The sequence below is a fragment of the Glaciecola sp. MF2-115 genome, assembly GCF_047250385.1.
Lineage (GTDB): Bacteria > Pseudomonadota > Gammaproteobacteria > Enterobacterales > Alteromonadaceae > Glaciecola.
On the sequence record NZ_JBLBVM010000056.1, the window covers coordinates 495,662 to 511,679 of the forward strand.

16 protein-coding genes are annotated in these 16,018 nt (G+C 40.2%); 7 read left to right on the plus strand and 9 right to left on the minus strand.

What is annotated here, in order from left to right; genetic code table 11:
- Positions 1-13: 13 nt before the first annotated feature.
- The gene (locus ACKLNX_RS17370; protein ID WP_412973281.1) at positions 14-1,747 is read left to right on the plus strand and encodes a DUF4153 domain-containing protein; all 1,734 of its coding nucleotides are present in this window, start codon (positions 14-16) and stop codon (positions 1,745-1,747) included.
- A gap of 69 nt (positions 1,748-1,816) precedes the next feature.
- Here the strand turns inward: ACKLNX_RS17370 and ACKLNX_RS17375 are convergent, their stop codons facing one another.
- The 4 genes from ACKLNX_RS17375 to ACKLNX_RS17390 form a co-directional block, all read right to left on the minus strand.
- The gene (locus ACKLNX_RS17375; protein WP_412973282.1) at positions 1,817-2,251 is read right to left on the minus strand and encodes a hypothetical protein; all 435 of its coding nucleotides are present in this window, start codon (positions 2,249-2,251) and stop codon (positions 1,817-1,819) included.
- 100 nt (positions 2,252-2,351) lie between these two features.
- On the minus strand, positions 2,352-2,822 hold the full coding sequence (locus tag ACKLNX_RS17380; protein WP_412973283.1) for a DUF6265 family protein: 471 nt from the start codon (positions 2,820-2,822) through the stop codon (positions 2,352-2,354).
- A 92-nt stretch (positions 2,823-2,914) separates the two neighbouring features.
- Positions 2,915-3,586, minus strand: coding sequence for an alpha/beta fold hydrolase (locus ACKLNX_RS17385; protein WP_412973284.1), 672 nt, complete (start codon positions 3,584-3,586; stop codon positions 2,915-2,917).
- Between the two features lie 181 nt (positions 3,587-3,767).
- Positions 3,768-5,147 carry a M20/M25/M40 family metallo-hydrolase gene (locus ACKLNX_RS17390; protein WP_412973357.1) on the minus strand — a complete coding sequence of 460 codons (1,380 nt, stop codon included), beginning with the start codon at positions 5,145-5,147 and terminating at the stop codon, positions 3,768-3,770.
- A gap of 460 nt (positions 5,148-5,607) precedes the next feature.
- Here ACKLNX_RS17390 and ACKLNX_RS17395 point away from each other — a divergent pair, with 460 nt between their 5' ends.
- Genes ACKLNX_RS17395 through ACKLNX_RS17415 form a run of 5 tightly spaced genes read left to right on the plus strand, consistent with a single transcriptional unit; the run spans position 5,608 to position 9,893 of the window.
- The gene (locus ACKLNX_RS17395; protein WP_412973285.1) at positions 5,608-6,060 is read left to right on the plus strand and encodes an SRPBCC family protein; all 453 of its coding nucleotides are present in this window, start codon (positions 5,608-5,610) and stop codon (positions 6,058-6,060) included.
- Positions 6,061-6,073: 13 nt separating this feature from the next.
- Positions 6,074-6,973: an SDR family NAD(P)-dependent oxidoreductase gene (locus ACKLNX_RS17400; protein WP_412973286.1), complete on the plus strand. Its 900-nt coding sequence runs from the start codon at positions 6,074-6,076 to the stop codon at positions 6,971-6,973.
- Entirely contained in the window at positions 6,973-8,286 is a 1,314-nt protein-coding gene (locus ACKLNX_RS17405; RefSeq protein ID WP_412973287.1) for a hypothetical protein, read from the plus strand. Before ACKLNX_RS17400 ends, ACKLNX_RS17405 begins: the two co-directional genes overlap by 1 nt.
- A 3-nt stretch (positions 8,287-8,289) precedes the next feature.
- Positions 8,290-9,330, plus strand: a complete 1,041-nt coding sequence (locus ACKLNX_RS17410; protein WP_412973288.1) for a substrate-binding periplasmic protein — start codon at positions 8,290-8,292, stop codon at positions 9,328-9,330.
- Positions 9,330-9,893 carry a CBU_0592 family membrane protein gene (locus tag ACKLNX_RS17415; protein ID WP_412973289.1) on the plus strand — a complete coding sequence of 188 codons (564 nt, stop codon included), beginning with the start codon at positions 9,330-9,332 and terminating at the stop codon, positions 9,891-9,893. Before ACKLNX_RS17410 ends, ACKLNX_RS17415 begins: the two co-directional genes overlap by 1 nt.
- A 70-nt stretch (positions 9,894-9,963) precedes the next feature.
- Here the strand turns inward: ACKLNX_RS17415 and ACKLNX_RS17420 are convergent, their stop codons facing one another.
- The 3 genes from ACKLNX_RS17420 to ACKLNX_RS17430 are packed head-to-tail and all read right to left on the minus strand — an operon-like array spanning position 9,964 to position 12,087.
- Complete coding sequence (locus ACKLNX_RS17420) at positions 9,964-10,410, minus strand: TIGR01244 family sulfur transferase (protein WP_412973290.1); 447 nt, start codon at positions 10,408-10,410, stop codon at positions 9,964-9,966.
- A 13-nt stretch (positions 10,411-10,423) separates the two neighbouring features.
- Entirely contained in the window at positions 10,424-11,215 is a 792-nt protein-coding gene (locus ACKLNX_RS17425; protein WP_412973291.1) for a sulfite exporter TauE/SafE family protein, read from the minus strand.
- Positions 11,212-12,087: an MBL fold metallo-hydrolase gene (locus tag ACKLNX_RS17430; protein WP_412973292.1), complete on the minus strand. Its 876-nt coding sequence runs from the start codon at positions 12,085-12,087 to the stop codon at positions 11,212-11,214. Before ACKLNX_RS17430 ends, ACKLNX_RS17425 begins: the two co-directional genes overlap by 4 nt.
- Positions 12,088-12,413: 326 nt before the next feature.
- Between ACKLNX_RS17430 and ACKLNX_RS17435 the strand changes: the two genes are divergently transcribed.
- Entirely contained in the window at positions 12,414-13,712 is a 1,299-nt protein-coding gene (locus tag ACKLNX_RS17435; protein ID WP_412973293.1) for a sigma-54 interaction domain-containing protein, read from the plus strand.
- Positions 13,713-13,822: 110 nt separating this feature from the next.
- Here ACKLNX_RS17435 and ACKLNX_RS17440 read toward each other — a convergent pair whose 3' ends face one another.
- Positions 13,823-15,142, minus strand: coding sequence for a hypothetical protein (locus tag ACKLNX_RS17440; protein WP_412973294.1), 1,320 nt, complete (start codon positions 15,140-15,142; stop codon positions 13,823-13,825).
- Position 15,143: 1 nt separating this feature from the next.
- On the minus strand, positions 15,144-16,004 hold the full coding sequence (locus ACKLNX_RS17445; protein ID WP_412973295.1) for an outer membrane lipoprotein-sorting protein: 861 nt from the start codon (positions 16,002-16,004) through the stop codon (positions 15,144-15,146).
- Positions 16,005-16,018: the final 14 nt, after the last annotated feature.

Here is a 16,018-nt window from a genome sequence, read left to right on the forward strand (position 1 = left end):
AAAAGGAATTATAATGACTCCTGACCAGCAGTTCGAAAAAGAATTCAAGCCAATTGAAGAAGCTCAACTAGCCAAGCGTTACATTGCCTTGATTGCTTTGATACAAGGGCTTTTACTTGCGTTTGTTTATACTCGTGTTGAGGCTCAACTTTGGCCCGCAACCAGCCTATCGACTTTGTACGCAATTATAGTATTTGTATTAAGTTACCCTGCTCTGTTCATACTTATTTCAAGTAAACATGATTACAAAAAGGTGGCACTATACCTACTGCTATTTTGTATCGTGCTAGCCTCGTTAGCCGCCTATGTCGGTTCATTAATTATAGCGAATCGCGTAGGAAACCTACTGTTTATTTTTACGCTGTGTGGAATTGTCGCAAGCTTCAAAGCGGCCTTATATATAAAGAGCTTTGCCAACAAGACTGAAATGACTTACGCGAGATTATTTACACAATCTTGGCGCAACTTCGTTTTAGGCGCTGAAACCGCTTTGTTCTGCGGCATCTTTTTCGCCATTCTGTTTTTAGGCGCTAAGCTATTTTCCGTACTCGGCATTCAACTTTTTGAAGAGCTATTAGAGAACCAATGGTTTTGGGTACCTGCCCTTACCCTTTCAGCTTCGCTAGCCATCAATGTATTTCGTAATATCATTCATACCGTGGATACAGCCGCTACAATTTTACAAACCTTAATGAAGTTCTTGCTTCCATTACTCGTGATCGTTTCACTTGGCTTTATTTCCACCTTACCATTCACGGGGCTAGAAAAGTTGTGGGAAACTGGTTCCGGTACAGGTTTAGTTTTATGCCTTCAAGCATTAAGCTTATTTTTCGTCAATGCCGTGTATCATGAAGGCAGTGACAAACGTCCTTACAATGTCTATTTGCACCGAGCTATTATTATTGGCGTGGCTGTATTACCTATTTACTCCATCATTGCGGCTCACGGTTTATGGCTTCGTATTGATCAATATGGCTTTACGGTAGAACGTTGCTGGGCACTGGTCATCTGGTTTGTTTTTGCCATGTTTTCGCTTTCATACTTCATTGGCATTATTAAATTACGTGATAATTGGTTACTAGCGCAAAGCAAAATAAACGTGGCCATGGGCCTATTTGTTTTGATATTTTCTTTAATAGTGCAATCCCCAATTCTGAACTTCCACAGCATTTCTGCCTCGAGTCAGCTTGCTCGTATTGATGACGGAAAAGTCAGCTTAGAAGACTTCGACTTCGATTATTTTGTATATCAATTGCACAAACCAGGTAAGCAGGCGCTTGAAGAATTTAAACTTACCATTGCCGATGAACACCCCGAGGTGCTTGCCTTAATTGACAGAAAGTATGCAGAAAGATTAGAACCAACCTTAAAACACAGACTTCCTGCAGACGTCATACGATATTGGCCGTCTCAGGATGATGTGCCGCCAGAGCTTATTTCTGAGCTAAAAAAAGATAGCATTATTAGAGATATCTACACTGACCCAAAAGATGAAGTTCACATTGTAAAAATAGATGCGAATGAGGACGGACTGGCTGAATATTTGATCCTAAGGCGAGCGCGTTGGAGTAGTTTCTCAACTATGTATTACTCTGAAAGTGATGTCTGGAAAAGTAAAGTTATCTATAGTCGAGTGCCTGAAGATGTTGATATTACTCAACTCTTGGAAAGTCATGAGGTGGAATTAACACCCTCGAAGTGGCAGAACATCAAAATTGGCGAAGTGTTGATAGAAACTAATAACTAAAGTTATTGAGTAAAAAGAATAGATTGCCCAAAACGATAAATAGATGTTTATGCGATTTTGGGCGAACTCTTATGCGCTCTGAGCTTCAGGCTGGTCTTTCTTCATTATTAGCTTATAGCCAATATACGCCATCGGTAAGTAAGCAGCACTTAAGTCCAAAACGTTAAACCACATCGGCGAAGGCAGATTAAACACCATCATAATACCACCAGCTAGAAACGCGACACCAATGACAAGCGAGATTATTAGTTTGTGAGTCGACGCCACTTTTGCCGCAAATGCCGCGCCACATAAAGTACCCATAGCATGTGCTAAAAATGGAAAAAGGAAATGCTGAGCTGTAAATAAAGGCATGGCTTTCTTTAACTCCTCCATTGAGGACAAATCCGCCCCAATAGGCGGTGGAATTAACTCACCTCCCAATGAAATAAGACCCATGTTCACGATACTGCCTATAACTAGCCCACCAAGAACTGCAATAAAATTGAAAATGAAAGACTTCATGCTGACTCCTCCAACTGGCGTGTAATCCACCTCACAGAGAGGCGATGATAACTGATTAGAATAAGCTTCGACGGAGCAAAAAAACTAAATATTATGTTTTTTAACTAGCGTTTCCAGCAATATATTCAATAGAGAAACGTTTACCCTTTTCGCCTGAAACAAAAACAGTAACATTTCCCTCCTTATTCATGTGATAACTTAGCTTTTGAGGGAAGTCATGCAGTGAATTCTCGAATACCGCAGTTTCCGCTGTGCAAGTTGTTAATTTGAATGCTATAGGCAAATCATTACTGGCAACTTTAACCACATAAAAGACTTCACCAGACATTTCAACTAATCGTATAGTTTCAGAACTGACGATTGCATTCTTTTCAATCGAAAAAGTGTACGCCGAGCCTTCAAAGGTGTTGCTGCTTAACTGCTTCCATGACTCATTAATTTGCAATTCTTTACTTTCAGACTTCCAATTGCCCAATAGCCAGGTCAATGACTCAAGAGTATCACAAGTTTTCGCGTGCAGAGCAGTTTGAAAAACTAAACACAATGACAATAAACTCATTATTTTCAACATTACATTTTACTCGATTGATTGAGAGAGAACGACAGCACATTATTACACTTGAAGTTTTACTATACCTAAAATTCTGAACACTACTATTGTCCTTATTTTGCAGCCAGTGCTAGCACTTCACGCGAACATTCTTGTGGATTAGTTTGCAAAACAAAGTGACTACCGTCCACCCTTTTAAGCTTAAGATTGGAATAAGCCTTTTTAAAAACTTTCGCTGCATTTTCTGAGACCAGTTTGTCTTGCTTAGCCTGAAGGTAAGTTGCGGGAATGTCGCTATTGCACTTAAGCTGTTTTAAATTTGCTATCTGCTTTATTCTGAATTCCAACAAATCTAATGGGACGTCTGACATTGCTCTTCGAAATAAGCCCATTAAATATTTAGATTTATATTTACCAAACAAAATCTCTTTCACAACAGTTTCTGGGTATAAAGAATAATTGAGCAAAGTTTTCGGCATCAGATTTCCGAACTTAGCCAAAATAGATGGGGGCTCTAAAAAGCTTGCTGCATAAACAATATGCTTTACTGAGTCTGGTGCTAGTTTGCCAATTTCATGTGCAATTAAGCCAGAATATGATTCTCCGACTATTACCGTATCTTTCTTAATATTACTCAGTAATGCACTAGCCTGCTCTGCAAAGCTGACATCCTTTTCTTGAATGAGCTTAGCTATTTGAACATTCGCTGAATTTGGAAGTGATTTAACAAAAGGCTCGAACATTACCCCTGTACCGTCCATGCCTGGCAGCAATAAAATGTTCATTTAATCCTCTGTGCTTTTTATCAACTCGATTAAAGGCTAATAATAATTGGATAAGGTGAGTCGCTATTTGCAAAAGTTTCGTCTAAATAGAAAGACAAAACGCCTAGCTTGCAAAATACCCATACAACCATAGGTATTCCATTCAGCTAAGCGCTCTGCATTTAACAGTTCTCAGCGCCTACTACTTTTTCGGTGCAGGGCGAGGATCAAAGTCAGACATCGCCATGTAAGCCGTTATCATGGCCCAAACTGTTTGGTTTTGTTGAATATCCTCGGGTTTGATCTTGTCTAGAGTATCATTTGGTGTGTGATGAAAATCAAAGTAATACGTGCCATCTTGTTTCAGTGATAGAACGGGCACGCCATAATTCGGAAGCATAGAAACATCTGGGCCACCGCCTGATGTGTTGTTACCCAAAGTAACACCCATCGCTTCTAAAGCTGCGTATAAGTCAGCAGGATCATTGCGGACCGCTTCATTGAAACGTGTATCAAGTTGATAAATTTGCCCCGCTCCAAAATCAGATTCCGCCGCAAAAATGATATTGCCTAGCGTATCTTTGTTGGTGCGAGCATATTGATATCCCCCGACTAAACCAATTTCTTCCGCCGCATACAAGATTACGCGAATAGTGCGTTTGGGTTGACCTACGGCTTCTTTTACCAATTTAGCTGCAGCAGTAACAATACCAACACCTGCGCCATCATCTAATGCACCAGTGCCTTCGTCCCATGAATCTAAGTGAGCGGAAATAAGGATGACTTCATCTGGCTTTTCAGAGCCAATAAACTCGCCAATAACATTGTAAGAAGTCTGCCAACCTGCATCTTTTGCTTGCATATTAATGTTCAAAATAATGTCTTGCTGGCTACTGAACATTGCTTCCAAATTATCAGCATCTGCTGTTGAAATTGCCCCTGCTGGAATTTTTTCAACCTTATCGTCATAACGCATCACACCGGTATGCGCGAAACGGGAATTATCTGTACCGACAGAACGAATGATCACAGCATGAGCACCTTGTTTTGCCGCTTCAACCGCACCATTCACTCTATTTGGAACGACTTTGCCATAAAAACGACCAGCTTTGTCACGCTCCATTCTGGTATTAAGGAAAACGATATTACCCTCAACCTCAGCCTTGTCCGCAGCCGCAAGTGACTCTATTGAATCATACATCACTACCTTAGCTTCAAGCCCTGATTCTGGTGTCGCGATTGAGCCGCCTAATGCCGTAATGACAAGGTCCTGTGGAAAAGGAGAAACAACTTTAGCATCAGCAAAACCGCGCTCCCAATTTCTCACTCTTACAGCTTCTTTATAAACTTTGTCAAAACCGAGTTCATTGAACTTCGCTTCCGCCCACGCCACCGCGGCTTTATCGCCTTGCGATCCAGGGATTCTTGGGCCTACTTCGACTGTGAGCGATTTAACGATGTCATACGACAAATTACTTTGCTCACTGTTCTGCTTAACATTCAATGCGTGTGCTAATGCTGGCGTGCTTGCGACAGGAGGTAGAAGCTTTTCAACTTCTTCCGCTTTATTGGCACAGCTCATTAATAATATTGTTGCGCTTATTGTTATGCTTGTTCGTAGCACTTTTGAAGCGAAAGCTCCCGCTAAGTTATGTCGCATTTAATTTTCCTTTTAAGTATTTACTTTGAATATGTGAAAGTTAACAGGAATGTCGCCTTTGTCTAGTCGTTAAACCTAATTTATCTAGATATTCACTAAACTTAGGGGAAAGTTTGTGATACAAATTATGGTTGTAATTAATGACAAAATTTAATAATTGAAGATACTTGGTTGCCCTTAATAATTGTCGTTTAAGCTTTTTACGGAGTTTAACAATTTAAGCATCGAAGTAGATAGACGGAGATTACTGCCTTCGCAGTAATGACGTGCGTTGCAGTAATGACGCACGTTGCAGTAATGACGCACGTTGCAGTAATGACGTGCGTTGCAGTAATGACGCACGCTGCAGTAATGCCCTAATAAGCTAAAAACAAGGAATTTTATGTTTTCTATTTCAGTTGAGCGCACAATTGATAAACCTATCGCTGAAGTTTTCAAGATTTTAAGCGATCATGCTAATTACTCACAATTTAAGGGTATTGATAAGTCGAGCTTAATAAAGCAAGGTGCAACGGATATTAATGGCGTAGGTGCTGTTCGTGAAATTAAAGCTGCTGGTGCTACGTTACATGAAGAAATCGTTGCCTATGAGCCCCCGTTTTTACTTGGATACAAAATCATCCATGCTAAGCCCCTTCCCTACGACCACAAATTGGGTGAAGTAAAACTCAGCGAAGTTGAAGGTAAAACACATGTGCATTGGCGCTCGCAAGGACACATTCCTATTCCTGTTTTAGGTGATTTGTATTTTGATAAGCAAATTCAGAAAGGCGGACAGCGTGCATTTGGCAGTATTTTAAAATTTATTGACAATATGCCCAACGACGAAGCTTAAGAGGAATGACGCCATGCCTTCACAATCAAGCTCCTTAAGCACATTTTTTACTAACAAGACCGTTTTAGTAACGGGCGCAGGCTCAGGTATTGGCGAAGCTTTGGCGCTTGTCTTTGCGGAGCTCGGAAGTAAGCTTGCACTTTGCGACATAGATGAAGCAGCACTTATATCACTCGTTGAAAAACTAAAGGCGACGCATCCTAAATTGATTGTGTACTCCTGTGTTCTCGATGTTTCCAATAAAGATGACTGGCACAGCTATTTAGCGGCAGCTGATAATCACTGCGGGCAGATAGACGTTGTGATTAATAACGCTGGTATTGAGGGCTCGGCACAGCCCGCATGGGCTTCTGACGATGCCTTGCTTCATCGAGTGATGAATGTGAACTTTTATGGCATGGTTTATGGCAGCAAGGCGGCACTTCCGTATTTATGCAAACGTCCTTGGGCTGCTTTAGTTAATGTCTCTAGTGTTTTTGGCATGATTGCTCCACCAAATACCGCTGATTATTGTGCAAGTAAATTTGCTATTCGAGGATATACCGAAGCCTTGCGAGCGGAGCTAGAACTTGTGTACCCTCAAGTTCAAGTACATTTGGTGCATCCTGGTGGCATTAATACCAACATCACAAGACTAGAAAAAAGTCAGAAGTTCAAAGAGTTGTTCTTGAAAACTGAGCCGAGAGAAATTGCCTTACATATCGCTACTTCAATTATGCGCAACAAAGCGCGTATCGTTTTTGGTAATCAAGCGAACAGAGCACATATTGCTTCGCGCATCCTGCCCTTAAAATGGTTAAGTAAGCTAGCAGGCAGAGAAATTAAGGGCATGGGAATGGAAGACGATTACCGAACTGATCATGATGGCTTCACCATAAGAAAAATAGAAAAAAATGAGACCCGAGATAATTAATGACTGAAATAAATCTACAAGCAAATGAGCTAACATGGAATATAACGACAATTTGTCCTATGGATATTAAATTTGGCTTTCCGTTAGGCTCAACGCAAGACAATCCTGACTCTATTTCAACACTCATAAAAATGAGCCAATTAGATTCAGCGATTCGTTACGATATAAATGAATCAGTAAGCGCTAGCGATGTTTTCAAAGGCTCAGAGTACGTATCAATTGCTGATGACGTTTCTACTCTAAGGCTATTTAGTTGGCATGCAAAAATTGCAAACAAAAATGAAATGCTTGTTGATGTCGTTTTTCATGTGTTTCCAAATCATATTGCAGTTGCTGAGATAAAACTCACAGACATAGCCGCTAATTCAGCTAAGCAACTGGATCGCGTAGCCTTAATGGAGACTGAGTTTCTTCTTAATAAAGCTCAATTAGTATTTAACCAAGTATTAGACAATCTTGAGGAAAAACTTGCAGACACCAACGCTATCTTTGAGGCTAAAGAAAGCACTGGCAAAGTATATTGGCCCTCTCGTGCTATACAGCTATCAAACGAACAATTGTCTCAAAATGAAAGTAAAGCAATTGTTGAAGAGTGGCTCGAAGACACGCATCGACCCGAGGATACAGAACTAATTTTTTCGGGTCAAAAAAGCGAGTCTATTACATGGTTAAAGTATGTCATTTTAGAGTGTAGTGACGGCGACGAAAGCAACGTTGAAAAAGATGATTATCGCCTTGAAACCCTGATACTGGCTCAATATTGTTATAGCGCTCAAGAAAAATGTAATCGAAAAGTCAGGCAAGCGATAGAGCAGGCTTTTGAAGGGGAAAACAAAAAACTTGAAAGCGAAATTCAACGAGCTAAACGAGCATTGGAACGAAGTCGTGTTCTGCTTAAATTACATCAGGTGTCTGTCAATGAATGTTTAAGGCATTTAACTCGCCGTAAGAGCTGGTTAATTAAAGATATTTTTGCATGTTGGGAGTATGAGCGTTTAGTTGACAATGGTAATGCCATGCTCGATTTATGTGCCGATAAGATAAATGATTCTGATAGTCGTCAAGCTAAAATAAGTGCTTCGAAAACTGAGTATATTTTAATTGGTATTAGCCTATTCACGGTTTTAGATTTCTTTTTCTTTATTACGCAATTCAGCAGAGAAGCAATGGCCAATCCAACACTCGATCATAATGACGGGGGGCCTTCAGAATTCTTAACAATGATCGCAGATATACCCGCGGATACCATGTTCTTTGCGGCAGTGGTCATTGCAGGTTTAATTTTTGTTACCTATAAAAAGGTAAAAGGATAAATGATGAAACGGACTATTAATTATATAGGCACAATTATTAGCAGTATTGTTTTCGCTATAGTAATCAATACATCTTTCAGTTTTGCTCATAACTCACCTAATAACATCAACGTTACAGACTCGGAAAAAGTCATTGTCTACGTTGATACCTTCGCACCTTACATTAATGACAAAGGTGCTGAACTGGGCACTTCTGCTAAAACACTAAAAATACTCGGTGAATACGCGGATATTGATATCGAGTTCCGCTATGTACCATACACAGATGCAACTGTTCTTATGCAATTGAAGAAAGATGCAATCTCTTTTCCATACTTTATTACTGAAGCAAGAAAAGAACAATTTTACTTTTCAAAACCGATTGTGAATATTTCAATTCGATTATTTTTCAATCGTCAATACACAGAGTTAAGTCAAATCAAGGAGTTAAACAAACTAAGAGTCGGTACAGTCGTCGGCTATAGTTATGGCGAAAATATTGATAGTTTACTCGGAGAAGCCAAAGAGTTTGAATCGGATATGGCCGCTTTACTTGCCTTGATGAAAGGAGAAATTGATGTGCTGCCAATGGCGAGCGGAGTCATGGAGTCACTTTTGAACACTTACTTTTTAGATCAAAGACAGCTTATCCGTCCAATTCAAAGCATTCAAGACACGGAGCAATTCCATGTTATTGCTCCTAAGACTGCTTTTGGTAAAAAAGTTATCGACAAACTAAATAAAGCAATTGAATTAAAGTATGGTAATGCTACTCCACAGGACAATCGAACAGTGAAAGCACCCGATGCGGATGTCGCGGAATTAATCCCCGCAGAAGGCTTTCCAGCGATAATAGGTCAAGACCTTGAAGATAGTGATCGCAATTATACTTTACCAATAGGCACAAAAGTTGTTGTTCTCGATTGGAGCGAGGCAATTCGAAATCCAAACACGAATTCAAATATTAATCGCAACATGATGCTGACAAGTAAAGTTGTTATTTTAAATGGTCCACACGTTGGCAAAGAGCTGATGGTTCGTAATATGCACATAAAGTTAAATTAATGATGTTGATGTTAATTGTTGGTTGGTTTGGTACGATTTTGTACCTTGCTAATCATGCTTATATTAGTCTAGTGAAGCAGTGGCGACCTAAAATCTACTTTTTAGGTAATCTAATAGCGGCTACGTCGTTAACCGTTCAATCGGTATATCTCTCATCCTGGCAGGCTGCTGCTATCAACGGTTTTTGGATGCTCATTAGCGCATTGTTGTTAAGCGGTGTGAAAATGGATTCAATCAAAATTAACGCAAAATCATATTTTGCCTTTTCCGGCATTTTACTTGCTAGCGTACTAAGCTCTTTTTTATTTATAGAATTAACTCAGTTCTACGACATTTTAGCTTGGTCTGCCGCTTACTTTTTTTGTTCAAGTTACTTTCTATTTTCTGCAAAACGAATATCTTCAAGGGCGTATTTAGCGGTAAACGTTTATGCGGCATTGGTACTATTACCGCAGCTATGGCTGGAGGCAAACTACCCCGTTTTCTCGCTCGAGGTAACATGGGCCTTGGTTTCAATGATAGGAATAGTAAAAAGCTACCAAGAAGTTCATTTAATTGATTAGTTGATGAGTTGATGAGTTGATGCACAATATTAGTAATTCCGCGAAGGGAAGCTCTTTTACTATGTAAGGCTCAATGTTTTTTGAACATACTGGAAATTTTATCTAAATCGTAGCCCGCACTCTTCAACCGTTTTTCAATTTCAATAAACGGCATTGTCTCTTGATTTGCTAATGCCCAAAGATGAGCCGCTCTAGTACCTGTGCGACACAAACTATGCGCACTATTTAAAGACAAGGCTAAGCCTGCTTTGAATCGCTCAACATCATGTTGCGTGTATTGGCAGGAAATGACCGGGATAAACACGTAGTTTAGTTTAAATTTTTGAGCCAGTGCCCGCCAATCTTTATCTCTCATTTGATTTTCGCTTTCGTTATCGGGTCTTACATTGATTAAGGTATCAACCCCCTTCAAAGCTAAGGCTTCCAATGTACTTTCCGTTATCTGACCCGAAACTGAAAAATGAGGTGTAATGGTAATTACTTTTTCGCTTTGAGGATTCGCTTGATTATTTGGCATAGATTACCCTTAATTAAACGTTAGAAAATAGTATGAACAACGAAAGTGGAATGAGCGCCACTCCAAAAAATTGTTTCAAACGAGCTTGCGGCAATTTGTTTACAATCTTTCCTCCGACCAAAACGCCGGCGATGGCGCAAGCAGTCACTAAGAACATGAGTGGCAGGTTAAAAGTAAATTCTTGTGTGTTCAGCAAATAACTATATTTTGCAAAGCCCGCAAAACTTTGCATCGCTATTATGAATAAACTTGTCGCTATAGCTTTTCTCATAGTTGTTTTAGCAATCAGTAATAAAGCTGGCACAATTAAAAATCCACCACCGACTCCAACTAATCCAGCTAAGGTCCCCACACATATACCCGCGACAACCAATACCAAATATTGACTTGAGCTTAGATGAGAGTTTGTTTTTTCATTTTGCGTACTCTCTGAATTTTCAGGCGCCTTGAGAGGCTTTAACATAAAAACACTAGCGCCCAGCATTACAAAAGAAAATATCAACATTTGAACCTGCGCGCCCACAAATTGTGATAAATACGCACCTAAATAGGCTGCAAACATACTAGGAATCCCAAAAACCATCACAAGCTTTATATCTACCAAACGCTTCATAAACTGAGAAATACTGCCCGTTAAGGCAACTAAACCAACAATCATCAGGGATTCTGCAATCGCCATCTTTTCAGGTTCATGAGCAATATAAACAAGTAAGGGAACCGTTAAGATACTCCCGCCGGAACCAAGCAAACCTAAGCTTAAGCCCATCAGAATTGCGCCTACCCAAATGGCTGGATCAAATATCATCCGCCGAACTCCATATTAAGTGGCAACTTTAAGTAGGAAACACCGTTAGCTTCTTTTTCAGGTAACTTCCCTGCTCTAATATTTAGTTGGATAGAAGGTAAGAGCAACTTTGGCACTGGCAAATTTGCATCGCGAGATTCACGTCGGCGGATGAAATCCGCTTCGCTAGTGCCCGTTTTCACATGAATATTATTGCGTTTTTCTTGAAATACTGTCGTTTCCCACGCATATTCATCGCGGGTGTCGCTTTTATAGTCATGCCCTACGAAGATTCTAGTTTGATCGGGCAATGATAATATTTTTTGAATTGATTGATACAAGGTACTTGCACTGCCATTTGGGAAGTCTGCACGTGCCGTACCAAAATCAGGCATGAAAATAGTGTCTCCAACAAAAGCGGCATCTTCGATTAAGTAACTGACACAAGCTGGAGTATGCCCAGGAGTATGCATTACCTGAATATTTAAGTGTCCTAGACTAATAATTTCACCATCTTCAAATAGAAAGTCGAACTGACTTCCATCCGTAGGAAGTTCCGAATGTAAGTTAAATATTTTTTTAAATGCGCCTTGTACCGTTTTTATATGCTCACCGATCCCTATTTGTCCGCCTCTTTTGCCTTTGATATAGCTTGAAGCAGTTATGTGATCAGCGTGAGCGTGAGTTTCCAATATCCACTCTAGGCGCAGTTCATTTTCATCTAAATACGCAATGATCTTATCTGCACTCTCTGAAGTGAGCTTTCCAGAACTTGGCTCAAAACCCAAAACAGGGTCAATAACCGCTGTTGAACATGTTGCCTTATCAGTCACCACATATGTCACTGTTTGCGTCGCTTGATCGAAGAAGGACTGGATATTAAGTTTACTCATTTTTTACTCCACAGTTGCTTTACAATTCAAAATGCAAATCGATTAATACTGAGATTAATTAGTATCTACACAAGAGCTTATCGTCGCCCTTGAACTTACAAGTAAAGTAAATTCAATTACTTAAGTTTTAAACTCGTTTTTGCCAGTTTACTCTTGCTCTTAACTAATTTACTAACAATAGTCGTGCCAGTAGTTACAGCACTTTAAGACACTGTTTTACATAGTAAATAAATAAATCACTGACTTAATCATTGAATACGCCTTGTAGTTAGCGTCATTTTTGTCACATAATGAGTCAACTTTGTCAGAGTACTCGCATTTACATTATGAATATTTCCGTCATTCAAGCCATGATCAACTCAGTTGAGCGGCCCGCCATTTTTATTGACACCCAGTACACAATTTTGGCCGTCAATAAAGCTTATCGAGACACCTATGAAAATGAGGTTATGATTGGCAAAAGTCGGTGCTTCGAAATTTCTCATGGGCACACATCTCCGTGTGACAAGCATGGCGAGGAATGCCCTATTCAATCTTGTATTCAAACCGATAGGGCAAGTAGCGTAGTCCATATACATAATACTGAGCGCGGCAAAACTTATTGTGACATTCTCATGAGACCCATCAAGGATGCAGACGGCATAACGATGGGTTTCTTAGAAATTCTCGATAGAATTAAGTTTGCTTCCGCAGATTCTGAAACCAACAAAATGATTGGTGCCTCAGAGCCATTCAAGGCAATGCTCACAAAAATTAATCGCGCAGCGAAATCTGAAATTGCGGTTTTGTTGCATGGCGAAACGGGAACGGGCAAAGAATTGGTCGCAAAGGCACTGCATGAGTCGAGCAGACGAGCAGAAAAGCCTTTCGTCGTAATTGAATGCACGGGCTTAAATGAAAACCTTTTTGAATCCGAGTTATTTGGCCACGAGAAAGGCGCATTTACCGGAGCAACGCACGCCAAACGAGGCTTGATTGACGTGGCCATCGGAGGCACAGTTTTCTTCGATGAAATCGCAGACGTACCATTGAGTATGCAAGTTAAGTTGTTGCGTTTACTTGAAACACAATGCTATCGCACTGTCGGTGGCTTAAAGCAACGCAAAGCAGACTTCAGGCTCATTTGTGCAAGTCATAAGAATTTATTGGAGCTTGTGGATGCAGGTCAATTTCGCAAGGACCTCTACTATCGAATTGCCGGTTTTCCAATTTCACTTCCTCCACTCTCAGAACGCAGAGATGACATCGCTTCTTTAGTTTTGCACTTTCTAAAGCAATCCGAATTACGTCATAAAAAGTTTAGCAAAGCAGCCTTAAAGCGTGTATCTGAATATGATTTCCCAGGCAATATTAGAGAACTAAAAAACATTGTTGAACAAGCTGCCCTGCTGGCAAATGAGGACATCATTGAAGTTCAAGATTTGCCCGAGCAAATATTCATACCCACTTCGAATTCGAATGATTCTAAACGTGACGTGCTTAGTTTAGATGAAGCTGAAGCTAATTACCTAAAAAGACTGTGCGATGCTCGAGAATTTAACATTGAGGAGTTAGCCGGCAAACTTAATGTCAGCACAAGAACACTCTATCGAAAATTACAGAAGCACGGCTTAAAATACGAGTAAGTTCAGGAATAAGCACTACTAAGCTGCGCTCAAGTCTCCGTTAGTTGACAATCTATCGCTTATGTTTATAAGCATCGACAGCTTAATTTTGACATGCAAATAGTCAAATATTAATAAAAGTACTTAAACCGAATGAAAGCATTACTCGCATCTTCAAATTGATTAAAGAAACTAAATTTATCTTTGCCATAAAACAGATTAAAGCCGCCGGATAACTTCCATTGATCAACGGGGCTATAGTCAGCACTCCATTTCAAATAACCATCTTCGTCACTTGTCGAATAAAAGTTAAATAAATTTAACGTGAGGGTTTGCTGCATTGCTCTGTACATAAGACGTTGAGTAACTAAGACTCTGTTCTCGTTAGGCTCATATTCAGGCGTCAGCGAATTTTGCATCAAAGCATCATAATCACTGGTTCGCTCTAAATACAATTGAGCGCTTGCCGTTAAATTCTTAATAAGTTCTTGCTCGTAGGCTATCAACCAACGTGTCTGACTGTTCGGAACCAATGCTTCACTTCCATTTTCATCTTCTCTTGAATCATAGTAGGCAAATTCGAAGTTTAACAAGCCGCTTGCGAAAGGCATTCTTGCACTTGCTCCAAATACGTTCAATTCGGCGAAATAGGGTTCACCAAGCGTCGTGAAACTAGATGGAGATTTATGAAAGCCTTTATAAGCATAGCCTGCATACTCCGTAGAACCGATCGTTTTGTAAACGCGTAGGGCAAATTCCGGCGAACTAGGTTTATTAGGCGAAGTGACATCAAAACTTGGCGCGACATTCATACCCGCAAATGGCGAGAAGAACGAAAAATAATCACCGTTGATATAGGTATCTGGCATAAACTTGGGAGTCACTACAAAATCAACATTCGCTAAGTCGAAAAAGCCAGATACTTTCAGTGATAAGGATGGTGCTTTCAAATAATCATCATCCCTTCCAGCAAAAAAGGACTGAAAATCTTTGGCAAATAAATCATTCAGGAAAACGTAGTCACCCGTTCCCCAGGTTAGTATTTGCTGGCCAACTTTGATATCAAATTGCTGACTCCATTCACCTAGATCGATAATTGAATTCAAGCTGCCTTGCCAAGCTAGCTCACGAATTTGGATTTTGCTTTGGTCAAGTACTCCGTCATAGTAAGCGTCGGCAGTAAATTTAAAACGCGAGGCTTCAAAATCTTTATCGAATTGCAGTTGTGCTCTTAAGTCTGCCAGTGTTTTATCTGTGCTGATAACTGGGTCAGAAGATAGCCGCGTACCCACTGCTAATTCAACAAAGCCTGAGTATCGATAGGATACTTTTTCTTCCTCACCCCACTCGTCCATATCCCATTCATCACCTTCTTGAGCGATTGCAATGACTGGTACAAATGAGCTTGATAGTATCAACGCTGAAAAAAACGCTGCGAGTACTTGCTTCATATTAGTTTAACCATTCGCGAGGAGGATTGCGCAAACTGCGCTCTGAAAAAACATCGTCACCTAAGCCAATATCGAAGCTGATATTGCGAAATTCCATCAAAGTATAAGCGCCGTTTGTTAAATCACTTACTTTTGAACGAACAACTGTTGGGAAGCCTTGAATGTCTTCAATTTTAACAGCCTCAACTCTGCGGTAATTATCATTGCCTTTTTTGAAAAAATCGATCTTTACAGGCAAATATGTTGCTTTGTCGATTGTCACTATAAAGTGTTCAAATTCGACGCTTGAAGCGTCTTTTGGTGTCGCTTTTAAAATATAAGCACTTTCTGTTTGCTCAATTAATTCAAAGTTATCCTCCGATATTGCGCGGCCAGAAACATCTTCATAGAAAAAGTGTGAGCCCACAAATGAGGTACGCTTGTCTCCAGAGGATATACGCTTTACCAAATCAAGTGCAGGCAAGTAGAGCCAGCGATCATCTTCAACCGCGAGGTTCGTGCGCTTTTCAACACGAAATACAGTATCTTTAACATCGGCAGGTCGTGAGAAAAACACCATCATTTGTTGATCGCCATTATCTGCAATGTCTCTGCGCAAAATAGTAAATTGACGCATTTGCTTTCTGCCTTGCGCATCAACAATCATCATACGTGCATCGGAACGTCCATCATTGCCTGCATAGTAAGCCGCTTTCTCAGCCTTAATCACTAATTCCGCCACATCAATTTTTTGTGAAGATGCAAGACTAGGCAACTCGTCACCATTTGCTACTTTACTGACGTCTGTCGTTTGTGCATTTAAAGGCATTGCGATTAACAGTGGTAAGCTCAAGGTCACAATATTCAATACTTTCTTTAACATTTTCGCTTTCCTCT